This window comes from Sunxiuqinia indica (assembly GCF_009847015.1).
GTDB lineage: Bacteria > Bacteroidota > Bacteroidia > Bacteroidales > Prolixibacteraceae > Sunxiuqinia > Sunxiuqinia indica.
Genome location: NZ_WVEM01000016.1, coordinates 98,409 through 113,338 on the forward strand (window position 1 = coordinate 98,409; position 14,930 = coordinate 113,338).

The 14,930-nt window shown below is 38.3% G+C and carries 17 protein-coding genes; 9 read left to right on the forward strand and 8 right to left on the reverse strand.

Annotated elements, in window-relative coordinates; translation table 11 throughout:
- Positions 1-28: 28 nt before the first annotated feature.
- Positions 29-547 (forward strand): hypothetical protein, encoded by a 519-nt coding sequence (locus tag GR929_RS19080; protein WP_159522875.1) that lies wholly within the window; start codon positions 29-31, stop codon positions 545-547.
- A gap of 42 nt (positions 548-589) precedes the next feature.
- Here GR929_RS19080 and GR929_RS19085 read toward each other — a convergent pair whose 3' ends face one another.
- Together GR929_RS19085 and GR929_RS19090 are read right to left on the reverse strand one after the other, a co-directional pair.
- Positions 590-1,327, reverse strand: coding sequence for a phage regulatory protein/antirepressor Ant (locus tag GR929_RS19085; RefSeq protein ID WP_159522877.1), 738 nt, complete (start codon positions 1,325-1,327; stop codon positions 590-592).
- Positions 1,324-1,563, reverse strand: coding sequence for a hypothetical protein (locus GR929_RS19090; RefSeq protein WP_159522879.1), 240 nt, complete (start codon positions 1,561-1,563; stop codon positions 1,324-1,326). Before GR929_RS19090 ends, GR929_RS19085 begins: the two co-directional genes overlap by 4 nt.
- A 408-nt stretch (positions 1,564-1,971) precedes the next feature.
- On the opposite strand from GR929_RS19090, the gene GR929_RS19095 reads away from it, so the two are divergent.
- The 8 genes from GR929_RS19095 (at position 1,972) to GR929_RS19130 (ending at position 10,774) form a co-directional block, all read left to right on the forward strand.
- Positions 1,972-4,662 carry a hypothetical protein gene (locus tag GR929_RS19095; RefSeq protein WP_159522881.1) on the forward strand — a complete coding sequence of 897 codons (2,691 nt, stop codon included), beginning with the start codon at positions 1,972-1,974 and terminating at the stop codon, positions 4,660-4,662.
- Positions 4,663-4,672: 10 nt separating this feature from the next.
- The gene (locus GR929_RS19100; protein WP_159522883.1) at positions 4,673-5,131 is read left to right on the forward strand and encodes a hypothetical protein; all 459 of its coding nucleotides are present in this window, start codon (positions 4,673-4,675) and stop codon (positions 5,129-5,131) included.
- Between the two features lie 4 nt (positions 5,132-5,135).
- Entirely contained in the window at positions 5,136-7,661 is a 2,526-nt protein-coding gene (locus tag GR929_RS19105; RefSeq protein WP_159522885.1) for a hypothetical protein, read from the forward strand.
- Positions 7,662-7,665: 4 nt separating this feature from the next.
- Entirely contained in the window at positions 7,666-8,835 is a 1,170-nt protein-coding gene (locus GR929_RS19110; RefSeq protein WP_159522887.1) for a hypothetical protein, read from the forward strand.
- Between the two features lie 88 nt (positions 8,836-8,923).
- Complete coding sequence (locus tag GR929_RS19115) at positions 8,924-9,166, forward strand: hypothetical protein (protein WP_159522889.1); 243 nt, start codon at positions 8,924-8,926, stop codon at positions 9,164-9,166.
- Positions 9,163-9,777, forward strand: coding sequence for a hypothetical protein (locus GR929_RS19120; RefSeq protein ID WP_159522891.1), 615 nt, complete (start codon positions 9,163-9,165; stop codon positions 9,775-9,777). Before GR929_RS19115 ends, GR929_RS19120 begins: the two co-directional genes overlap by 4 nt.
- 12 nt (positions 9,778-9,789) lie before the next feature.
- Positions 9,790-10,230 carry a hypothetical protein gene (locus GR929_RS19125; protein WP_159522893.1) on the forward strand — a complete coding sequence of 147 codons (441 nt, stop codon included), beginning with the start codon at positions 9,790-9,792 and terminating at the stop codon, positions 10,228-10,230.
- Positions 10,223-10,774 carry a hypothetical protein gene (locus GR929_RS19130; protein WP_159522895.1) on the forward strand — a complete coding sequence of 184 codons (552 nt, stop codon included), beginning with the start codon at positions 10,223-10,225 and terminating at the stop codon, positions 10,772-10,774. Before GR929_RS19125 ends, GR929_RS19130 begins: the two co-directional genes overlap by 8 nt.
- Before the next feature lie 3 nt (positions 10,775-10,777).
- On the opposite strand, the gene xerA is transcribed toward GR929_RS19130, so the two are convergent.
- The 6 genes from xerA to GR929_RS19160 form a co-directional block, all read right to left on the reverse strand.
- On the reverse strand, positions 10,778-11,608 hold the full coding sequence (gene xerA, locus GR929_RS19135; RefSeq protein ID WP_159522897.1) for a site-specific tyrosine recombinase/integron integrase: 831 nt from the start codon (positions 11,606-11,608) through the stop codon (positions 10,778-10,780).
- A 202-nt stretch (positions 11,609-11,810) separates the two neighbouring features.
- Entirely contained in the window at positions 11,811-12,731 is a 921-nt protein-coding gene (locus GR929_RS19140; protein WP_159522899.1) for a DNA cytosine methyltransferase, read from the reverse strand.
- Positions 12,732-12,924: 193 nt separating this feature from the next.
- The gene (locus tag GR929_RS19145) at positions 12,925-13,155 is read right to left on the reverse strand and encodes a hypothetical protein (protein ID WP_159522797.1); all 231 of its coding nucleotides are present in this window, start codon (positions 13,153-13,155) and stop codon (positions 12,925-12,927) included.
- Between the two features lie 91 nt (positions 13,156-13,246).
- Positions 13,247-13,594 carry a hypothetical protein gene (locus tag GR929_RS19150; RefSeq protein ID WP_159522901.1) on the reverse strand — a complete coding sequence of 116 codons (348 nt, stop codon included), beginning with the start codon at positions 13,592-13,594 and terminating at the stop codon, positions 13,247-13,249.
- Positions 13,595-13,736: 142 nt separating this feature from the next.
- Complete coding sequence (locus tag GR929_RS19155; RefSeq protein ID WP_159522903.1) at positions 13,737-14,078, reverse strand: hypothetical protein; 342 nt, start codon at positions 14,076-14,078, stop codon at positions 13,737-13,739.
- 1 nt (position 14,079) lies between these two features.
- The gene (locus GR929_RS19160; RefSeq protein WP_159522905.1) at positions 14,080-14,610 is read right to left on the reverse strand and encodes a hypothetical protein; all 531 of its coding nucleotides are present in this window, start codon (positions 14,608-14,610) and stop codon (positions 14,080-14,082) included.
- Positions 14,611-14,930 lie beyond the last annotated feature (320 nt).

A 14,930-nucleotide genomic window follows, 5' to 3' on the forward strand; every position in this document is an offset into this window, starting at 1 on the left:
ATTTTAATCTTTCTAAAACTAAAATCAAATGAAAAAATTAACCATTATCATTCTTTTATTATGTCTGAGTATATATTCATTTTCACAGACAAACAGGAATTCTATTTTAGGATCAATAAAAGTTAAATTAAATCAAGATTATAGTAGAGATATAGGGTCTGATACTTTATCTTTTATCATGAACCATACAAATTATTGTTTATATAAATTTCAGAAGGAGAATATGCTTGGAATAAGCAGCCAATTATTAGGAGGTGTTTTAATTGCTATTGCAAACATAGATGCTTTAAATGGAATGGGTAATGCGCTTGATACCTATAATTATGAGATTGCAGCAGCAGGCACAAGTCTTGAAAGAAGAATTTTAGCCGAGCGAAAGTATGAGAACAAAATAAATGATCTAAATAATACAATTGATGTCTTAAATGTTGGTGGTGGAATCTTAATTATTGGAGGCAGTATATTGCATGTATTTAGCTATAGATGGTTGAAACGTGCTTATCTGATACCTAATAAAAATGGATTAACAATTGGCCTTAAGTTTTAATCAATTGAAATATAAAACAAAAGGGGCATCACGCCCCTTTTGTTATTCAATAGCAGCCATTTTCTTAATTGGCTTGTCTGTTTTGAAAAGCTTACTCAAATAGTTAAGCCCCTTTTGGGTAATCAACACTTTTAACACAACAAATCCCGGATGATCATTGCGTTCAATAAACTTTTCTTTTACGGTGAAATATCCGCGGTTCACATACTCCTGTTTTGGTTCGTTCCTGTTGGCAAATAAAATACCCTTTTGCCTCATTTTTTTAAGCAGGGTATTCCGGCCAAACGGCAATCCAAGAATCTTAGCAGCCTGTCCAAAGTCAATCAGGTCGTCCGAGTCCAGTACCCGGTCCATTAATTCAGCTTTTGGAGCCAGCTCATGTATTCTTTTTTCAGCTTCAATCCTTCGTTTTTGTTCGTCAGCCCAATTACGAGCCAACATCAAAACAGCATTCGGATCAGAAAAATCAATTCCTTTGCGAAGTGTTTCTTCCATCTTATTAAAAGCATGAATAAACTCAATCTTAAATCGCAATGCCTTGGCTCCGGTAAATCCCATTACCAATAAGCTAAATCCGTCACGATTCATTAAATACATTGGGTAGTCTTTTCCTCTGTTGGCATAGGTTGTTTTATGAAAAAATCTGGCAGCCGAATTTTCGGCCACGAGAAAATCAATTGACTCGAGTACATGTTTATGATGTTTCCCGAATTTTTTAGCCACCAACAACGAATTAGTAACCGGATTACCTTTTGATGATTGAAATACAAGTTCATTCATGACGCGCTCCTTTCCTGATAGTTTTCAATATCTGAAAGAAGTTCGTTAATCAACTTATAGGTCATTACAGCAGATGATCGGCAGGATTGATCTGTTTCAGTGTCCGATGCCACCCATTCTAAAAAAAGGTTGGTAAAAATAGTTCGTACTTCGGCAATGTCGGTAAGTTTAGCAAAGCCGTTAATTACTTCTTCAGCCGTTAGTGGCTGGTTGTTCTGTCCATTTGTGTCTCGCATAATGAAATGATTAAAATTAAACAAAGCGGGGAGGTCACTGCGAGACACTTCAAAGCGATGCTATGAAAGGACTGGCGGACTTGCACCGATATGCCTCCCCTGTATCTTTGTTTCAGTCGTGTAATAGATGTTTGTAGCATCATAGGTAATATTTAAAGTATCTCGCACTACAAACATACAATACCCGGAATACATTTCCAAAAAGAACTCATTTAGCTTAGAAACACGAAAATGCATTTAAAAATGCAATAAGTTTCCACACAGCGACACAAAAGCAATTAAATGCGAATATATATAAACAAAAAGCATATTCAATGAAAAAATGCAGCAATATCAATAGATAATATCTATTAAATTAGTAATTTTGATATATAAAATCAATCAAAATTAAGAGTTTATACGTGCTGCATGTTGAATTACTCGCTACATATTAGCCTTGACAACGAGGAAAATTACTTTGAGGTTGAGCCTGAAAACGGGGTGAAGCATGGTGAAGAAATGGTTGACAGAATGCCTTCGTGGAGAAAAACATGGCAGCCGTTTATGATCAGGAATAAACCTTACAATTACAAGCAAAGCGCGTTGAATGGTTTCCGGCTTTACGATATCATTGTGAATGATCCAAATTATACCCCAACTACAAAATACATCGTTAGGTTCACCCTTGGAACTCAGGTTGTCAAAGGGTACTTCGGAAAGGTAGATTGCAAAATAAATGAAGATCATTCGTTGATCCAAATAGATGCGGCAACACTTGATCAATACACTGAGTTTCTTGAAAACTACGAAACAAAAGTTAATGTATTCGGAACATCAAACGTGGTTCGTAACGGAGATTTTGAAAATTGGTTTGATGGACTCCCAATCGGATTCGAATCATCAACAGGTATTGCCCGTGGTATTTTGCTCGACAAATACTGTGCTAAACTAGGATCGTATAATTATATCGATGGAGGGTTGCCGCCATACTACCTTCCAACAATGTCTATTCTTACTCAAACGGTAGCAGGATTAAGAGAGGGGGCACAGTCTCAACTATCATTCTACTATCGTGTTGTTGGAAACCTTACGGAGAATGTAGACCTTGAATATAGCTTGACAATATCGAATGATACGGATACTTACCAATATACAGATCAGGATTCCTGGATATTATCGTCCGGGAAGCAAGAAATAAAATACGCTACCAATAAGGTTCCACTTCCGACTGATTCGGTTGATAGCTTTTCATATTTTAATAAAACAATCAGTGCTTTCCCAATTTCGGGCGATGTTGAAATAAGGCTTTACTATAAAGCTCCTGTTCTGTTCTATTATTCTGAAGCTGATTTTTCGCACCTGTATGTCACTTCACTCGAATTCGCAACATCCGATATTAATTACATGTCGGTAGATGTGAGCTTGCTTGATAATAAATTTAAAGAATATAAGCTGGAAAGCATTAAGCGCGAAGATGGTAGTTTTTATCCGGAGTTTTTCAGAGTTGGTATCAGGGAAAAGGACTATCCTAACATTGACGATTATTTTGATGACGATGGGAGCCCTAATGAAACATTGCTGGCTGATGGAAAGTTTGGCCCGTCAGACGAGAATGGACAACAAGAATACATCACCGATTTGATGAATAAATTTGCGGACGATCCAAATTCTTCATTTTTCTTAGGCGAAATTTGCGAACTGTCAATTTACAAGGATAACAATACCTACACGCAGTTTTTCAAAAAATACAGAAGTTTAAAAGCGAGTGCCAAGTTTGCCCGTGAAGAAATCTGGACCCAAAATGATAACAATGGTGAATCGGTTAAACCTGACGGCGGAGGATGGGCGAACATCAATATTACCGAAGATAAAAAAGGATATACCAAGTGGGGCAGAACCCCATACAATGGCGCTGGCAATTGGGTGAAATACCCAAAAGATACGTCAGGAGGTAGCGAATATGAATGGGGATGGTCGGAAAAATCAACATCGATAAAGCAATATCCAGCCGGCGATAACTCAGAAACAATCGAATCTGCAGTAGATTTTCGTGATGTATGCCGTAAAATATACCGCGGAACGCATAACAGCCTGTTATCAAAAGAGGTGTATTCGGCGTTCTTTTGGAACGATTCCCCGTTTATGGACTTCCTGGAACTACAGAATGGCGAAAACTATTACCGGATGAATCGGAAAAATGGTAATTATCTAAACCAGATTGCCGCTGTGCATACATCCGATCTTAAAACAGTATATAATCCGGATAAAGAAAACACAGACCTTAAAGTAAGCTTTAAAGATTTCTTTGAAGATTTAAAGGTAAAATGGCCTTCATTAATTTGGTGGATCGACGAGGATTACAACTTGCACATCGAACATTTGCGGTTTACCGACCGGTTTCTTGTATTTACTGACATTATAAATATAACGGGATACAATTATGTTGGTGATTATAAGGAGTACGACTTCAACCCCGACGAGCTTTATGGTAATATTATTCGCGAAGAACTAAACTCAAGCTACAAGGATTTCAAGAGAAGCGAAATGATCTTTGATAAGATTGTAACCAACAAGCGAAACAGAGATCTTAAACAGGAATTGGCAACAAAGGTAATCTGTACAGATGTGCAACATGCTATTGAATACCGTGATGAACTTGAAAACGGGATGTTGCTTGTAAACTACATCGATGACGGAACATCAAAGACAATACGCTACGGAAAGGGCATAATTACAAAAAAAGAAGTTCCCAATGGCTTGCTGTCAACGCCATCTCTGCTACGAAATTTTGGAAATTACGAAGGAACATGGTCAAGGGGTTATATCGATGGAGATATAGTCAATTTCAAGTTCACAAAAAAATGCCGGAACGGGAAACAAATTAAACTGAAGGGGATTATTGAAGACCATTATTTACTCACCGGGCTAGGTATGGCAAATATCATTGAAAAAGAATACGACTACGACAATGAAACGACAACAATAACACCTGTTTACAGGCACGAAGATTACTACTTTGTCGCTGACAATAACGAATTTTTACAGTTCGAACGCGACTTAAACGAGGAGTTCGACTATTACCACGGCCTACCAATAGGCTATGATAAATTAATTGTTTAATGCGGAAATTATGCCCGAAGAATTAATTATAAAGAATCCGATAACGCAGACCAGGCCATATGAGCTTCCACTCTATATTCAGTATGGAGAGGGTGACCCTGAATATGTTGATCCGGATAATATTTTCTTAATGGTTGACTATGTTGACTGGTCGAAACCAAAGCGGTTCTCTTTGGGCGAACTACTAGCTGGCGCCGGTGGGCTTGGCGGGGGAATACACATCGAAAAAGGTCGCCTTACCGGGCTGACAGATCATTATGTAGCTGTTGATTTTGAGTTTGCTTTTGACGACATACCAATAGGCAGGGGAAACCTTAACGTTTACAAGGTGCGAACACATGGCGACGGGAATACAACTGACATTAAATACACTCCACTAAACCTTGATGTGAGCACCGAGGGGTTTTCATTTTACATTGATGAAAGCATTGACTTAACGGGGATTATTGTTGAATACATTTTTTTATAACAACATGAAAAAAACATTTTTACTCATAGCATTATTCGTAAGTATCCTGTCGGCAAAAGCACAGGACAGAGATGCTTATTTTTTGAAGGTTAGAGAACAGGCCGTTATTGATACGGTATTGATCTTAAATGGCGACTCGGTTCAGTTTGGGCGCAATGTAACTCCGGCCGATGGTCAGATCATTAAACGCATTGATGGTTGGTGGACCAATGTAGAGTCTAACTTATGCCTGGACAGCCTGACATATGATGTTGATGAATATTTAAGGGCTTATTGCGGGGCTAACGTGATCGACAGTGTTTACCTGCCGCAAATATCATTTATTGTACACCACGACACAACGCTTGTTGGTTCAGGAACAGAGCCTGACCCGCTAAAGGTAGACACCTCGATTATTGGTACTAAATGGTACATCAATCAGCAAATAATTACATCCAATGGCTATAACGACGAAATGGCGCAAGATGCCGTTGGTGGAATTATAGACGACGGTACTTATGGCGATGTTATTTTTGAATATTTCGATGCCAGCAACTTAATAACCGGAATTGTTAAAGATAGTAGTCATCTACACCCGATTTCACAAATTACAAATCTTCAGGATTCATTAGATAGCAAACAAGATATAATTAATGGGGCTGCATCAACTGTGGCGAGTGATAATCTCAACAGTGGGAGAGCTTTGATATCAAGCGACGAAGGGAAGATAGCTGTAAGCCCCATTATTTCAACTTTCGAACTCGGCAACCTGGATAATTCAAGGAGCAATTTACAAACACAAATTGATGCCATTGAAGCCGGTAATGGAATAGACACAATCTATACTGAAATTGATTCAGTATTTAACACTGAATACCTCAAATACGACTACGGACTAAACACCTATACCGTTACTCAGTTGTTTAAGTATGATGGACTAAAAGAGGGGGGTAATGTTACCTGGATTGACAGCTTGAATTTTGCTGTCAGCCCGGCAGCGTATTACATAAATGGCGAATTCTACACAACTTCATCTGAATTTGTTACGCTTGCCGATGCTGATCCGACTTATTCACGAATTGATATTATTGTTGTTGATACACTCGGGCAAGTTAGTGTTGTTGCAGGAGTTCCGGCAGCTAATCCGCAAAAGCCTACAGCTGATCCGCAATACCAGATTGAGTTAACACAGGTATGGATTCCGGCCGGATCTATTATTCCCGGAGGCTCGGGTGGTGGAACAATTGAAGATGAAATTATCTACGATGAAAACATTGAATGGACCGGATCATCGACCGGAGTTATTAATGATTTTGACAATACGTCTAATGCTTATAACGGGGTAAAGAGCGACAGTGTTAGTGCGATATCAAACGGAGATGTAATTACCTTCTCAACCGCTACGGCTATTGATAAAACCAACTATACCAACTTCTCCTTTTTTATTTATTTGAATGAAAGTATGTCGAATCGGCACAGTTTAAGAATACAATGTTTTAATTCAGGTTCGATTGCTTCACCGAGAGTAACACTGCCAGTAGATAAATCAGCTACCGGACAGTGGCAAATCGTTTCATTAACAATCGATCAGCTGGGTATTTTTGGAACCGATGTTGACTCGATTGTATTTAGCTGGGGAAAAACCGGAGCAGATACCGAACATGCCGGGTTTTATATCGATCTGATTAAGTTACAAGGTGGAATAGAACAGCCAATACCAACAGGTGAGCCAACCGGTAACGAAGCTGCCTTTGACGGATGGGATAAAGACGTTTCGGACGACTTTGATGGTAACTACAATAGCCTGATCAATAAACCAACCATTACCGATGACCAAATTCTTTCACTCGATTCATCTTATAACGCAGGAACGAAAACCTTCCATCTTCAAATTGAAAATGGGAATACCGTTTCATGGACTGATAGCACTGGAACGGCTGGTGGCGATAATTGGGGCGTACAAACTGTAGTTAGCGATAATACCTTGACAGGCGATGGAACTTCAGGTAATCCATTAAAAGCAGATACTACAATTATCGCAACAAAAGCAGACTTGCCAACTGCCGGAACTGATGATCAAACTATTGATGTTTTTCAATTAGCTGGCAACATCTTACAGCTATCGGTTGAGAATGACGGTGAAGCCACAAAAACAGTTGATTTATCATCATTAAGCGGTGGATCGAGTGCCGACACCCTATTTACCACCATAGCACTGAGCGACGAAACAACTGATTTAACGATTGGAACAGCAATCAGGACATTTCGAATGCCTGTAGCATGTACAATCACAAAACTCAGAGCCAGCTTAACAACAGCAACGGGTGGTACCAACTTGGTTCTAGATATTAATGAGGGTGGTACATCAATCCTATCAACAAAGCTGAGTATCGACATTGGGGAAACAACAAGCAAAACAGCAGGCGCTCCTTATGTGATTTCGGACAGCTCCATAGCTGATGATGCTCAAATGACTATAGACATCGACCAGGTTGGAAGTACAACTGCCGGAACCGGCTCAAAAGTGATAATTTACTATTTAAAAAATTAACGTCATGAAAAAAGTATTATTAGTATCGTTTATCCTATTGTCAATATTTTCGAGCTGTAAGAGTCAGGATTATATTGATTGGGTAGGAATATCTAATGAATGGGAACTGTTGGCTGATTTTCAAACGAATAAAGATGGGACATTAATAACCGACATAAATAATGATTCTGGAGTTTTAAAATGGAATGTCGATGGAATAGATTACAATCAAAATGATTTATCATTACCGCTATCCGGTAGTTTGATTGCTGCAAAATTATACGGAAAAGAATCTCCTGTTTTATCAAGAATCTATGTTGATAATGCAAAAATTGTTGGTCCTCTAGACCTAACAGGAGTAACAGAACTAAGCTCTCTTTCTTTATACGCCTTTTTAAATCAAGAAATGACAGATATTTTAATTTCTCCGACAGTAGTAGGCGATTGGTCTTCTTTTTTGGCCTATTCATGCAATTTAACAGGAACGCTTGATTTATCGATGATTACCAGTATTTCTAATTGCTCGTTTTATTTGTTTTCGAATCCAAATTTAACACAGATAAATTTCTCAAACTCTATAACTGGATATGTTAGATATCTGTACTTGTACAATTGTAATTTAACAGGAAATCTTAATTTAACAGGTTTTTCAGCCTTTTCACCTTCTTATTCAGATATACGGGTACACGGTAATGCAGGTCTTACGAGTCTTACTATCAACTCAAGTATAACAGGAGTAATTAGAACAATTTATGCCTATTCATGCAATTTAACAGGAACGCTTGATTTATCGATGATACCTGCATTCCTTGCTTCCGGGGCTGAAATTAGATTATCTTCAAATCCAAACCTTACCTCTATTTTACTGCCTGCTTCAACAGGAACAATTTCATTGTTTGATGCAAGTGCTTGTGATTTGGGTTATATTAATTTTTCTGGAATAATCAACCTTGTCAAGGTTGATGGGTGTCAGATAAAATTATCAAACAACAATCTCACAAGCGAAGAAGTGAATCATATTTTATATGATTTATCTGTGCTTGTAGTTTCGGAAGCAAGTGGTGGAGATTATACCGGCAGGGGAATTTCAATAGCCGGTTCTAATGCAGCCCCAGATAGTAGTTCTGGCGGCTATAATGGATTAGCAGCAAAGGCTAGTTTAGAGGCGAAAGGATTTATAGTAACTACAAATTAGATTTTAAAAATGAAAAAAAGACCTCGGACAACGGCAGATGAATAGCAGAATTAAATATTTTTTATTAAAAAGTTAAAACATAAAGACAATGAAAACAGAAAATTGGTTTGTACGAATGGTAAAGTGGATTGCAACTGTTGTTGAAGATAAGGCTGGAAGCATATCAAGTAAACGGGTTGGATTTTTCTGGTGCTTATGGATGTTAAATCGGGCGGCTGTAAACACTCAAATTAATGAGATTGTGATTTATGCTATTGTTGGTCTTGCCTTTGGTCTTGTTGGCCTTACAGTTCCGGAGTGGTTTTCCAATCACAAAAAGCCAATATCATGAACATGCTCACTAAAACACTTATTGGTGTAATAATTGCCTTGTCTTTGGCATTTTCGGCTCAATCTTATCTGTATAAAAAGAGCAGGGAAACAGCCAAGCGCGAAACAGCCAACGTAAAAAGTCTTTTAAAAGATAAGGATTTAGAACTTAAACTGACTCGTAAAGAGTATAAAGAATCGAATCTTGAAGCTAAACAAAAGATTGATTCAATCAGGAAGGAGTACAACATTAAACTGAAAGAAGTCAAATCGGCAACAGTAGTTAAAACGGTTTATATTGATACGACTACTCAAACGGCAGAGATGGGACTACCAGAAGAGATTATTCAACCGAAAGATACGATCTCTCCAATCATCATTCAGAATATTAAACCACTATATCGAATTCCGACAAATATTAAAGGCTCCTGTTGGTCTATGAAAGGAGAAATAATTTCTCACGATCCCGAAAGTAGATTAAATGTTATTGAAAGACGATCAGATAATTCAATTCAACTATTAGTGACCAGAGAACGATTTTTAGGGTTTTTATGGTGGAAAGGTAAACAAGAATTTAAGGCTTATTCGGATTGTGGAGAGAAAAAAGTTACAAAAATAGAGTTTACGAAATAAACATCTTTGATTATGAGTGACAGTGAAAGGGACTATTTATTAGCATTGATAGAAGAACAAATGGAGTCGCATATGACCTCCATTAAAAAAAACGTTCATAGAACAATGATAGTTGCAATAAGCACAATGCTTACAATGCTTGGGCTGACAATAGCTCTTGCAGGTCCGGCTACGGCAACAGCGTATAATGCTAAGCAGGGAGCCGCCGAAAATAAAAAAGACATTCTGCAGCTGAAAGAAGAATTAGACAATAAGATAGATGAAAGATATGTTTTAGAAAATTTCATTTCAAGAGGAAACTACGTCTATCTTGATAATATTGAGCATTCAGCAGATGTTGAAGCAATTAGGAACCCCAATAACTCCGATGTTATTTATTTTAAATTTAACAATGGTCTTAAAGAGCTATTGAGAGTCGATAATTTTAGAGGCACTAATGAAAAGCATGATTGAGAATAAAATCATTGAAATAGCCAACCAATTTATCGGGTTGACCGAGAAACCAGGTAATTCAGGATTCTATGATCATGAAGGGATTCAGGCGTTAACACACATGCACCCGGAGGAATTGTTTAGAACGATAGGGTGGAAGAAAGGCTATGCCTGGTGTATGCTCAATTGTGAAGTAATCTGGAAACTGGCGTATGCCAAATACGATTCAATGATGATACCGGAACTCAATAGATTGTTTTCGGCTTCTGTGGCTCAAACGGAGGCTAATTTTAAACGATCAGACTTGTTTGTGGTAGATGACGCCCCAAAGGAGGGAAATATCGCTGTGTGGCGTTCTTTTAATGCTAAAAGACAAATGCAATGGTCGGGCCATGCCGGAATAGTCATTGACTATGCACACGACCACATCAAAACCATAGATGGAAACACCAATTCAAGTGGGGGGCGCGAAGGAATTGAAGTTGCTGAAAAAAGAAGGGTGCTTGACTTTACCGAAAGGCCCGGACTTGTACTACGATGTTTTATTCATCCGAAAGAAATTTAACCATTAAGCTGACATCCGGTGTCTCAACTTGACCCTTCCAATGTATCGGGTAGATACATGCGTATAAATTTCTGTTGTCTTACTACTTGCATGTCCTAAAATTTCCTGAATAACACGAATGTCAACTCCTTGTTCGAGTAAGTGGGTTGCAAAAGAATGCCTGAAGGTATGTGGAGTTACATTTTTGGTTATTCCTGCTTGATTAACCGCTTTCTGTAAAAACTTACGAATTGAAGTTGCTGAATACTGTCCGTTTTTCGTTTGGCCATTAAATAACCAGTTCTCAGGTTTGTACTGATTGTAATATCTACGAAGATTATGCAGACACTCGTCATCCAATGCAACTTGCCGATCCTTGTTAAACTTCCCATCCCTGACATAAAGAAGACCTCTTTTTGAGTCGATGCCAAGCACTTTCAGGTTGATTACTTCGGATATTCGTAATCCGTGACAATAAATTGTCTCAATAATACACCGATGCTTAAAATTTGGAATGGCATTTAGAATTAAATCTACTTCTTCGATCGACAATACAGTTGGCAATTTACGGTCCTTAAAAGGCCGGTCAATAAAATAAGTATCTCTCGGATTATCCAGAACCTTTTCGTAGTAAAACTTAATGGCATTAATGCGTGAATTGATATAGGATTTAGATACTCCAAGATCATACAATGATTCCAGGTAATTCAAAATGTCGTTTTTAGAAATATACCTTGAATCCTTACCTTCAAAATATTCCAGGAAGCTATTAAAGGCACTCAAGTATTGTGCTTGAGTGCTTTCGGCCATCCCTAAAATCTTTAATTTTCTTGTGTAGTTTTCTAATATTTTCACAATAGATTAGTTTTAATTGGTTAGTAATTAATTATTTAGTGTATGGTGAGTTTATTCGGTCGTTATGCACCATGCTAAAAATCAATTTAATAGCTCTGATGCAATGGCAGTTTTTCAAAGTACTGAAAGCACGGTGCATAACACCGTGTTTATGGTATTGCTGCCGTATTTCATAGCTAAGTTTGTGCATAATTGCCCGTTTTCATTGTTTTTTTTGCCTGGCCGACCCGGCCTTTGAAATCGCTTTAAATATCTCCAGTGCAACTTGTGGCACTATCGCATTTCCGTAGGCTTTTAGGCTTTCTTTGCTCCATTCAGAAACGGTAATTCCGTCCAATCTGTCGGAAATCCCATCATTTCCGCTACGAACCCAGGGTTGAGTTGGCCATCCACCATTTGCGTTAGTCCAACTTGCTTCCCAATTTCTATACGTCTTTTCACTGCATTGTCCTTTGGTCCGCCCCTGTCCCGATTGTCCGAAGCGTTCGGTGTTGGTAATAGTTTCACTAACCTCGCTAATCCTACGCTCCCATCCGTTCCGTTCTGGTTTATTTTCCGTGGAAGTCCGGCAGTCTGTTTGAAGGTGTCGTTCTTCCCTATTATTGCTCCCGTTGTTGCATCGCTCGTCACCGGAGTAGGCCACAAACCAAACTCGTTCTCTTTTGTGGGGAGCATTTTTGCCACAAGCTGGAAGTATAACCGGCCATATTTCGTACCCTTCATTTTCCAAGTCAGCTTGCACTTCGTCGAAAACCAATCCCCCGTTCCAAGTAAGTAACCCAGGAACGTTTTCCCCCACAATGTACGTCGGGTGAATCTCTCGTATTGCTCTAAGCATTTCTGGCCACAAGTGGCGTTCATCCTCTTTTCCAAGCCTTTTCCCTGCAACGCTGTATGGTTGGCATGGGAACCCTCCGGTAAGGATGTCAATATTTCCTCTGTGAATAGTGAAATCTGTTTGTTTAATGTCTCCATAACTTATTGCATTTGGCCAGTAATATTTCAGAATCTTTTGCCCGAACGGATTCCATTCGCAATGAAAAATATTGTTCCATCCCATACATTCGGCTGCGAGGTCGAAACCTCCAATTCCTGAAAATAAACTACCGTGATTTAAAACCATAAAAAATCCCTCCCTAAAAAAACAATAAAAACTACTTTCGTTCATTTAATCAAAGTCAGTGAAGCAACACCACAAACACCAACCGTTGTGCTTCATTAAAACGCCACTTCGTTAAGCACAACACGCAATAAAAATAATTGGCTGTGCTTCGTGCGAAAGTTTCTGCGTAATTTGTAGGAATAAAAACAAAAGCCTACCGCGCATTTGTAGTCATCCATCCAGTCTCCCACTTTTGTATTTTACTCCAAAATTCTCCGTGTTTAGTTCCCATATTATACCCATTTTCATCACGAATAACACCATCTTTCATTTTTAAGTATTCATTATCCGAATAATATTCATGGCATATCTTATGCCCCTTCTCCATTAGGTTATAAGCTTCATCTTTACTTATATTGCTGTGCATTTCTGTTCTAATATCCATCGCTATTTTTGTTTTTATTTGTGTTTCAATTCAACTTTTCTGCAAACTCGGATAAGCCAACTATTCTTATTGCCATCCGTTAGGTGCAATGCTAATGACACCCATCTCTATAATATTTATCTGTAACGCTATCAACGTGAGCAAGTACAAATCCGCTCATTGAATAACCGTCATTAATTCTCTGCACTAAATCAAAGTAGTCCTCATCGTCAATCATCGTTTTTAAATCCCATTGTGGTTCTTGTGTTGCAAATTCCTGTACAAACCATTTATCAAGTTTTTCACTACTTAGATAGTCAGATTTAAAAACTTGGTGCAATTCATCATCATTTTTCAAACGGTTATACAATTCGCTAAAATTCTTGTAACGCACAGCACCTAACAATGTATATAGTGCATTGTCGTCCGTGTCTTTTGTAATCTTTCCGTGTAAATTCATAGTTTTTGTTTATTTAATTAGTTCAGTGCAACAACGCACCATATACTCGTCCGTTATATGCAAGGCTTGGGCAGTTCATTTAATCAAAGTCCGTGCAGTGCGATGAAAAAATAAAAAGCCCAGCCCGCATACAGCAAAGCTGTTAAGGATTGTACTTGCAATTGTGTATAAAATTGCGAAGTTCACCTGTTAAATATTTGTCCTCGTCAAAGTTTGCGAAATCCTGAGAAACGATACCTTTTAAACCTTTTTTCGCATCTTCATCGGCTTGCTGGTATTCTTTGTAATATTTTAAGGCTGCTTGTCTTTTGCCTTCAACGTAACTTTGAGTTTGCTCAAAAACCTCCCGTTTAGCATTTTGTTGCGCTTTACCGATAGTTTTAGTTTGATGAACACCAATCCACCCAAAAGCGTAGCTCAATCCAATCATCAAGCCGATAAACAGGATAAATCCAACTATTGATAATAAAACTGTTCTTTTCATGTTATTTCAATTTAAAAGGTGAAACAATTATTTGCGGTTCAATATAAACAGGTCGCGGCTTTTTAGTTTCCGGGTCAAGCATTATCAACCATGTTGCGCTCAATCCTTCTGGCTTAAACAATCCGTTTGGTTCGGGTTGTGGAAGCGGCTGAACTGTTTCGTAATTATGCAGTGAAAAACCAAGCATTTCTCCACCATCAACCATTTTTTCAGGATTACTAAATTGTGTACTGTACGGTATTCCGTAGCCAATGCATTCGCCTAAATATTGTCCGATTGTTCCCTGCATTTCATTAAATAAGTAAGCATAGCAAACTAAATCCTCTTGGTCGCACAATTCGTAAATCCATTTCAGATTTTTCTTTTCCTGAAAATTGATGATTGCAGGCATTCCAACTTGTCTATTTGATTCCTGCATCGCAATTTCAGTCTGTTTCTGTAACTCCTTGTCTGCATTCGGTTTCGGAGTTTTGTCGCAACTTGTAAAAACTATGGCAGTTAAAGCCATTAATAAAAAAACTATTCGTTTCATTTTGCTGTATGTATTAAATTTTAGGTACTCTAAAAGAAGTTTTCCCCATCCCTTCTCTTTTTATTTTTTTGTTCATTTAATCTAAGTCAGTGAAGCCATGAAAGCCCAGCATATAACACGTAACATATTGCAAAAGCCATGTTAAGGCTGTACGCTGAATCCGGTGGCAGTGGTTGGCTTTCGACAACATGTTACCACCGTTACCGCAAATACTACTTTCGGTATCTCATTGAAGCCTCGCGCATTCTTTCCTTGCATATTTCTTCGTGCTGAGCTTGCTCGGATTTGTTTAAAATCAACGGTCTGCAATAATCCCTGCT

Bases quoted from the DNA above. Each gene is read 5' to 3' on its own strand.
- GR929_RS19080 (WP_159522875.1), top strand. From the start codon at position 29: ATGAAAAAATTAACCATTATCATTCTTTTATTATGTCTGAGTATATAT.
- GR929_RS19085 (WP_159522877.1), bottom strand. From the start codon at position 1,327: ATGAATGAACTTGTATTTCAATCATCAAAAGGTAATCCGGTTACTAAT.
- GR929_RS19090 (WP_159522879.1), bottom strand. From the start codon at position 1,563: ATGCGAGACACAAATGGACAGAACAACCAGCCACTAACGGCTGAAGAA.
- GR929_RS19095 (WP_159522881.1), top strand. From the start codon at position 1,972: ATGTTGAATTACTCGCTACATATTAGCCTTGACAACGAGGAAAATTAC.
- GR929_RS19100 (WP_159522883.1), top strand. From the start codon at position 4,673: ATGCCCGAAGAATTAATTATAAAGAATCCGATAACGCAGACCAGGCCA.
- GR929_RS19105 (WP_159522885.1), top strand. From the start codon at position 5,136: ATGAAAAAAACATTTTTACTCATAGCATTATTCGTAAGTATCCTGTCG.
- GR929_RS19110 (WP_159522887.1), top strand. From the start codon at position 7,666: ATGAAAAAAGTATTATTAGTATCGTTTATCCTATTGTCAATATTTTCG.
- GR929_RS19115 (WP_159522889.1), top strand. From the start codon at position 8,924: ATGAAAACAGAAAATTGGTTTGTACGAATGGTAAAGTGGATTGCAACT.
- GR929_RS19120 (WP_159522891.1), top strand. From the start codon at position 9,163: ATGAACATGCTCACTAAAACACTTATTGGTGTAATAATTGCCTTGTCT.
- GR929_RS19125 (WP_159522893.1), top strand. From the start codon at position 9,790: ATGAGTGACAGTGAAAGGGACTATTTATTAGCATTGATAGAAGAACAA.
- GR929_RS19130 (WP_159522895.1), top strand. From the start codon at position 10,223: ATGATTGAGAATAAAATCATTGAAATAGCCAACCAATTTATCGGGTTG.
- GR929_RS19140 (WP_159522899.1), bottom strand. From the start codon at position 12,731: ATGGTTTTAAATCACGGTAGTTTATTTTCAGGAATTGGAGGTTTCGAC.
- GR929_RS19145 (WP_159522797.1), bottom strand. From the start codon at position 13,155: ATGGATATTAGAACAGAAATGCACAGCAATATAAGTAAAGATGAAGCT.
- GR929_RS19150 (WP_159522901.1), bottom strand. From the start codon at position 13,594: ATGAATTTACACGGAAAGATTACAAAAGACACGGACGACAATGCACTA.
- GR929_RS19155 (WP_159522903.1), bottom strand. From the start codon at position 14,078: ATGAAAAGAACAGTTTTATTATCAATAGTTGGATTTATCCTGTTTATC.
- GR929_RS19160 (WP_159522905.1), bottom strand. From the start codon at position 14,610: ATGAAACGAATAGTTTTTTTATTAATGGCTTTAACTGCCATAGTTTTT.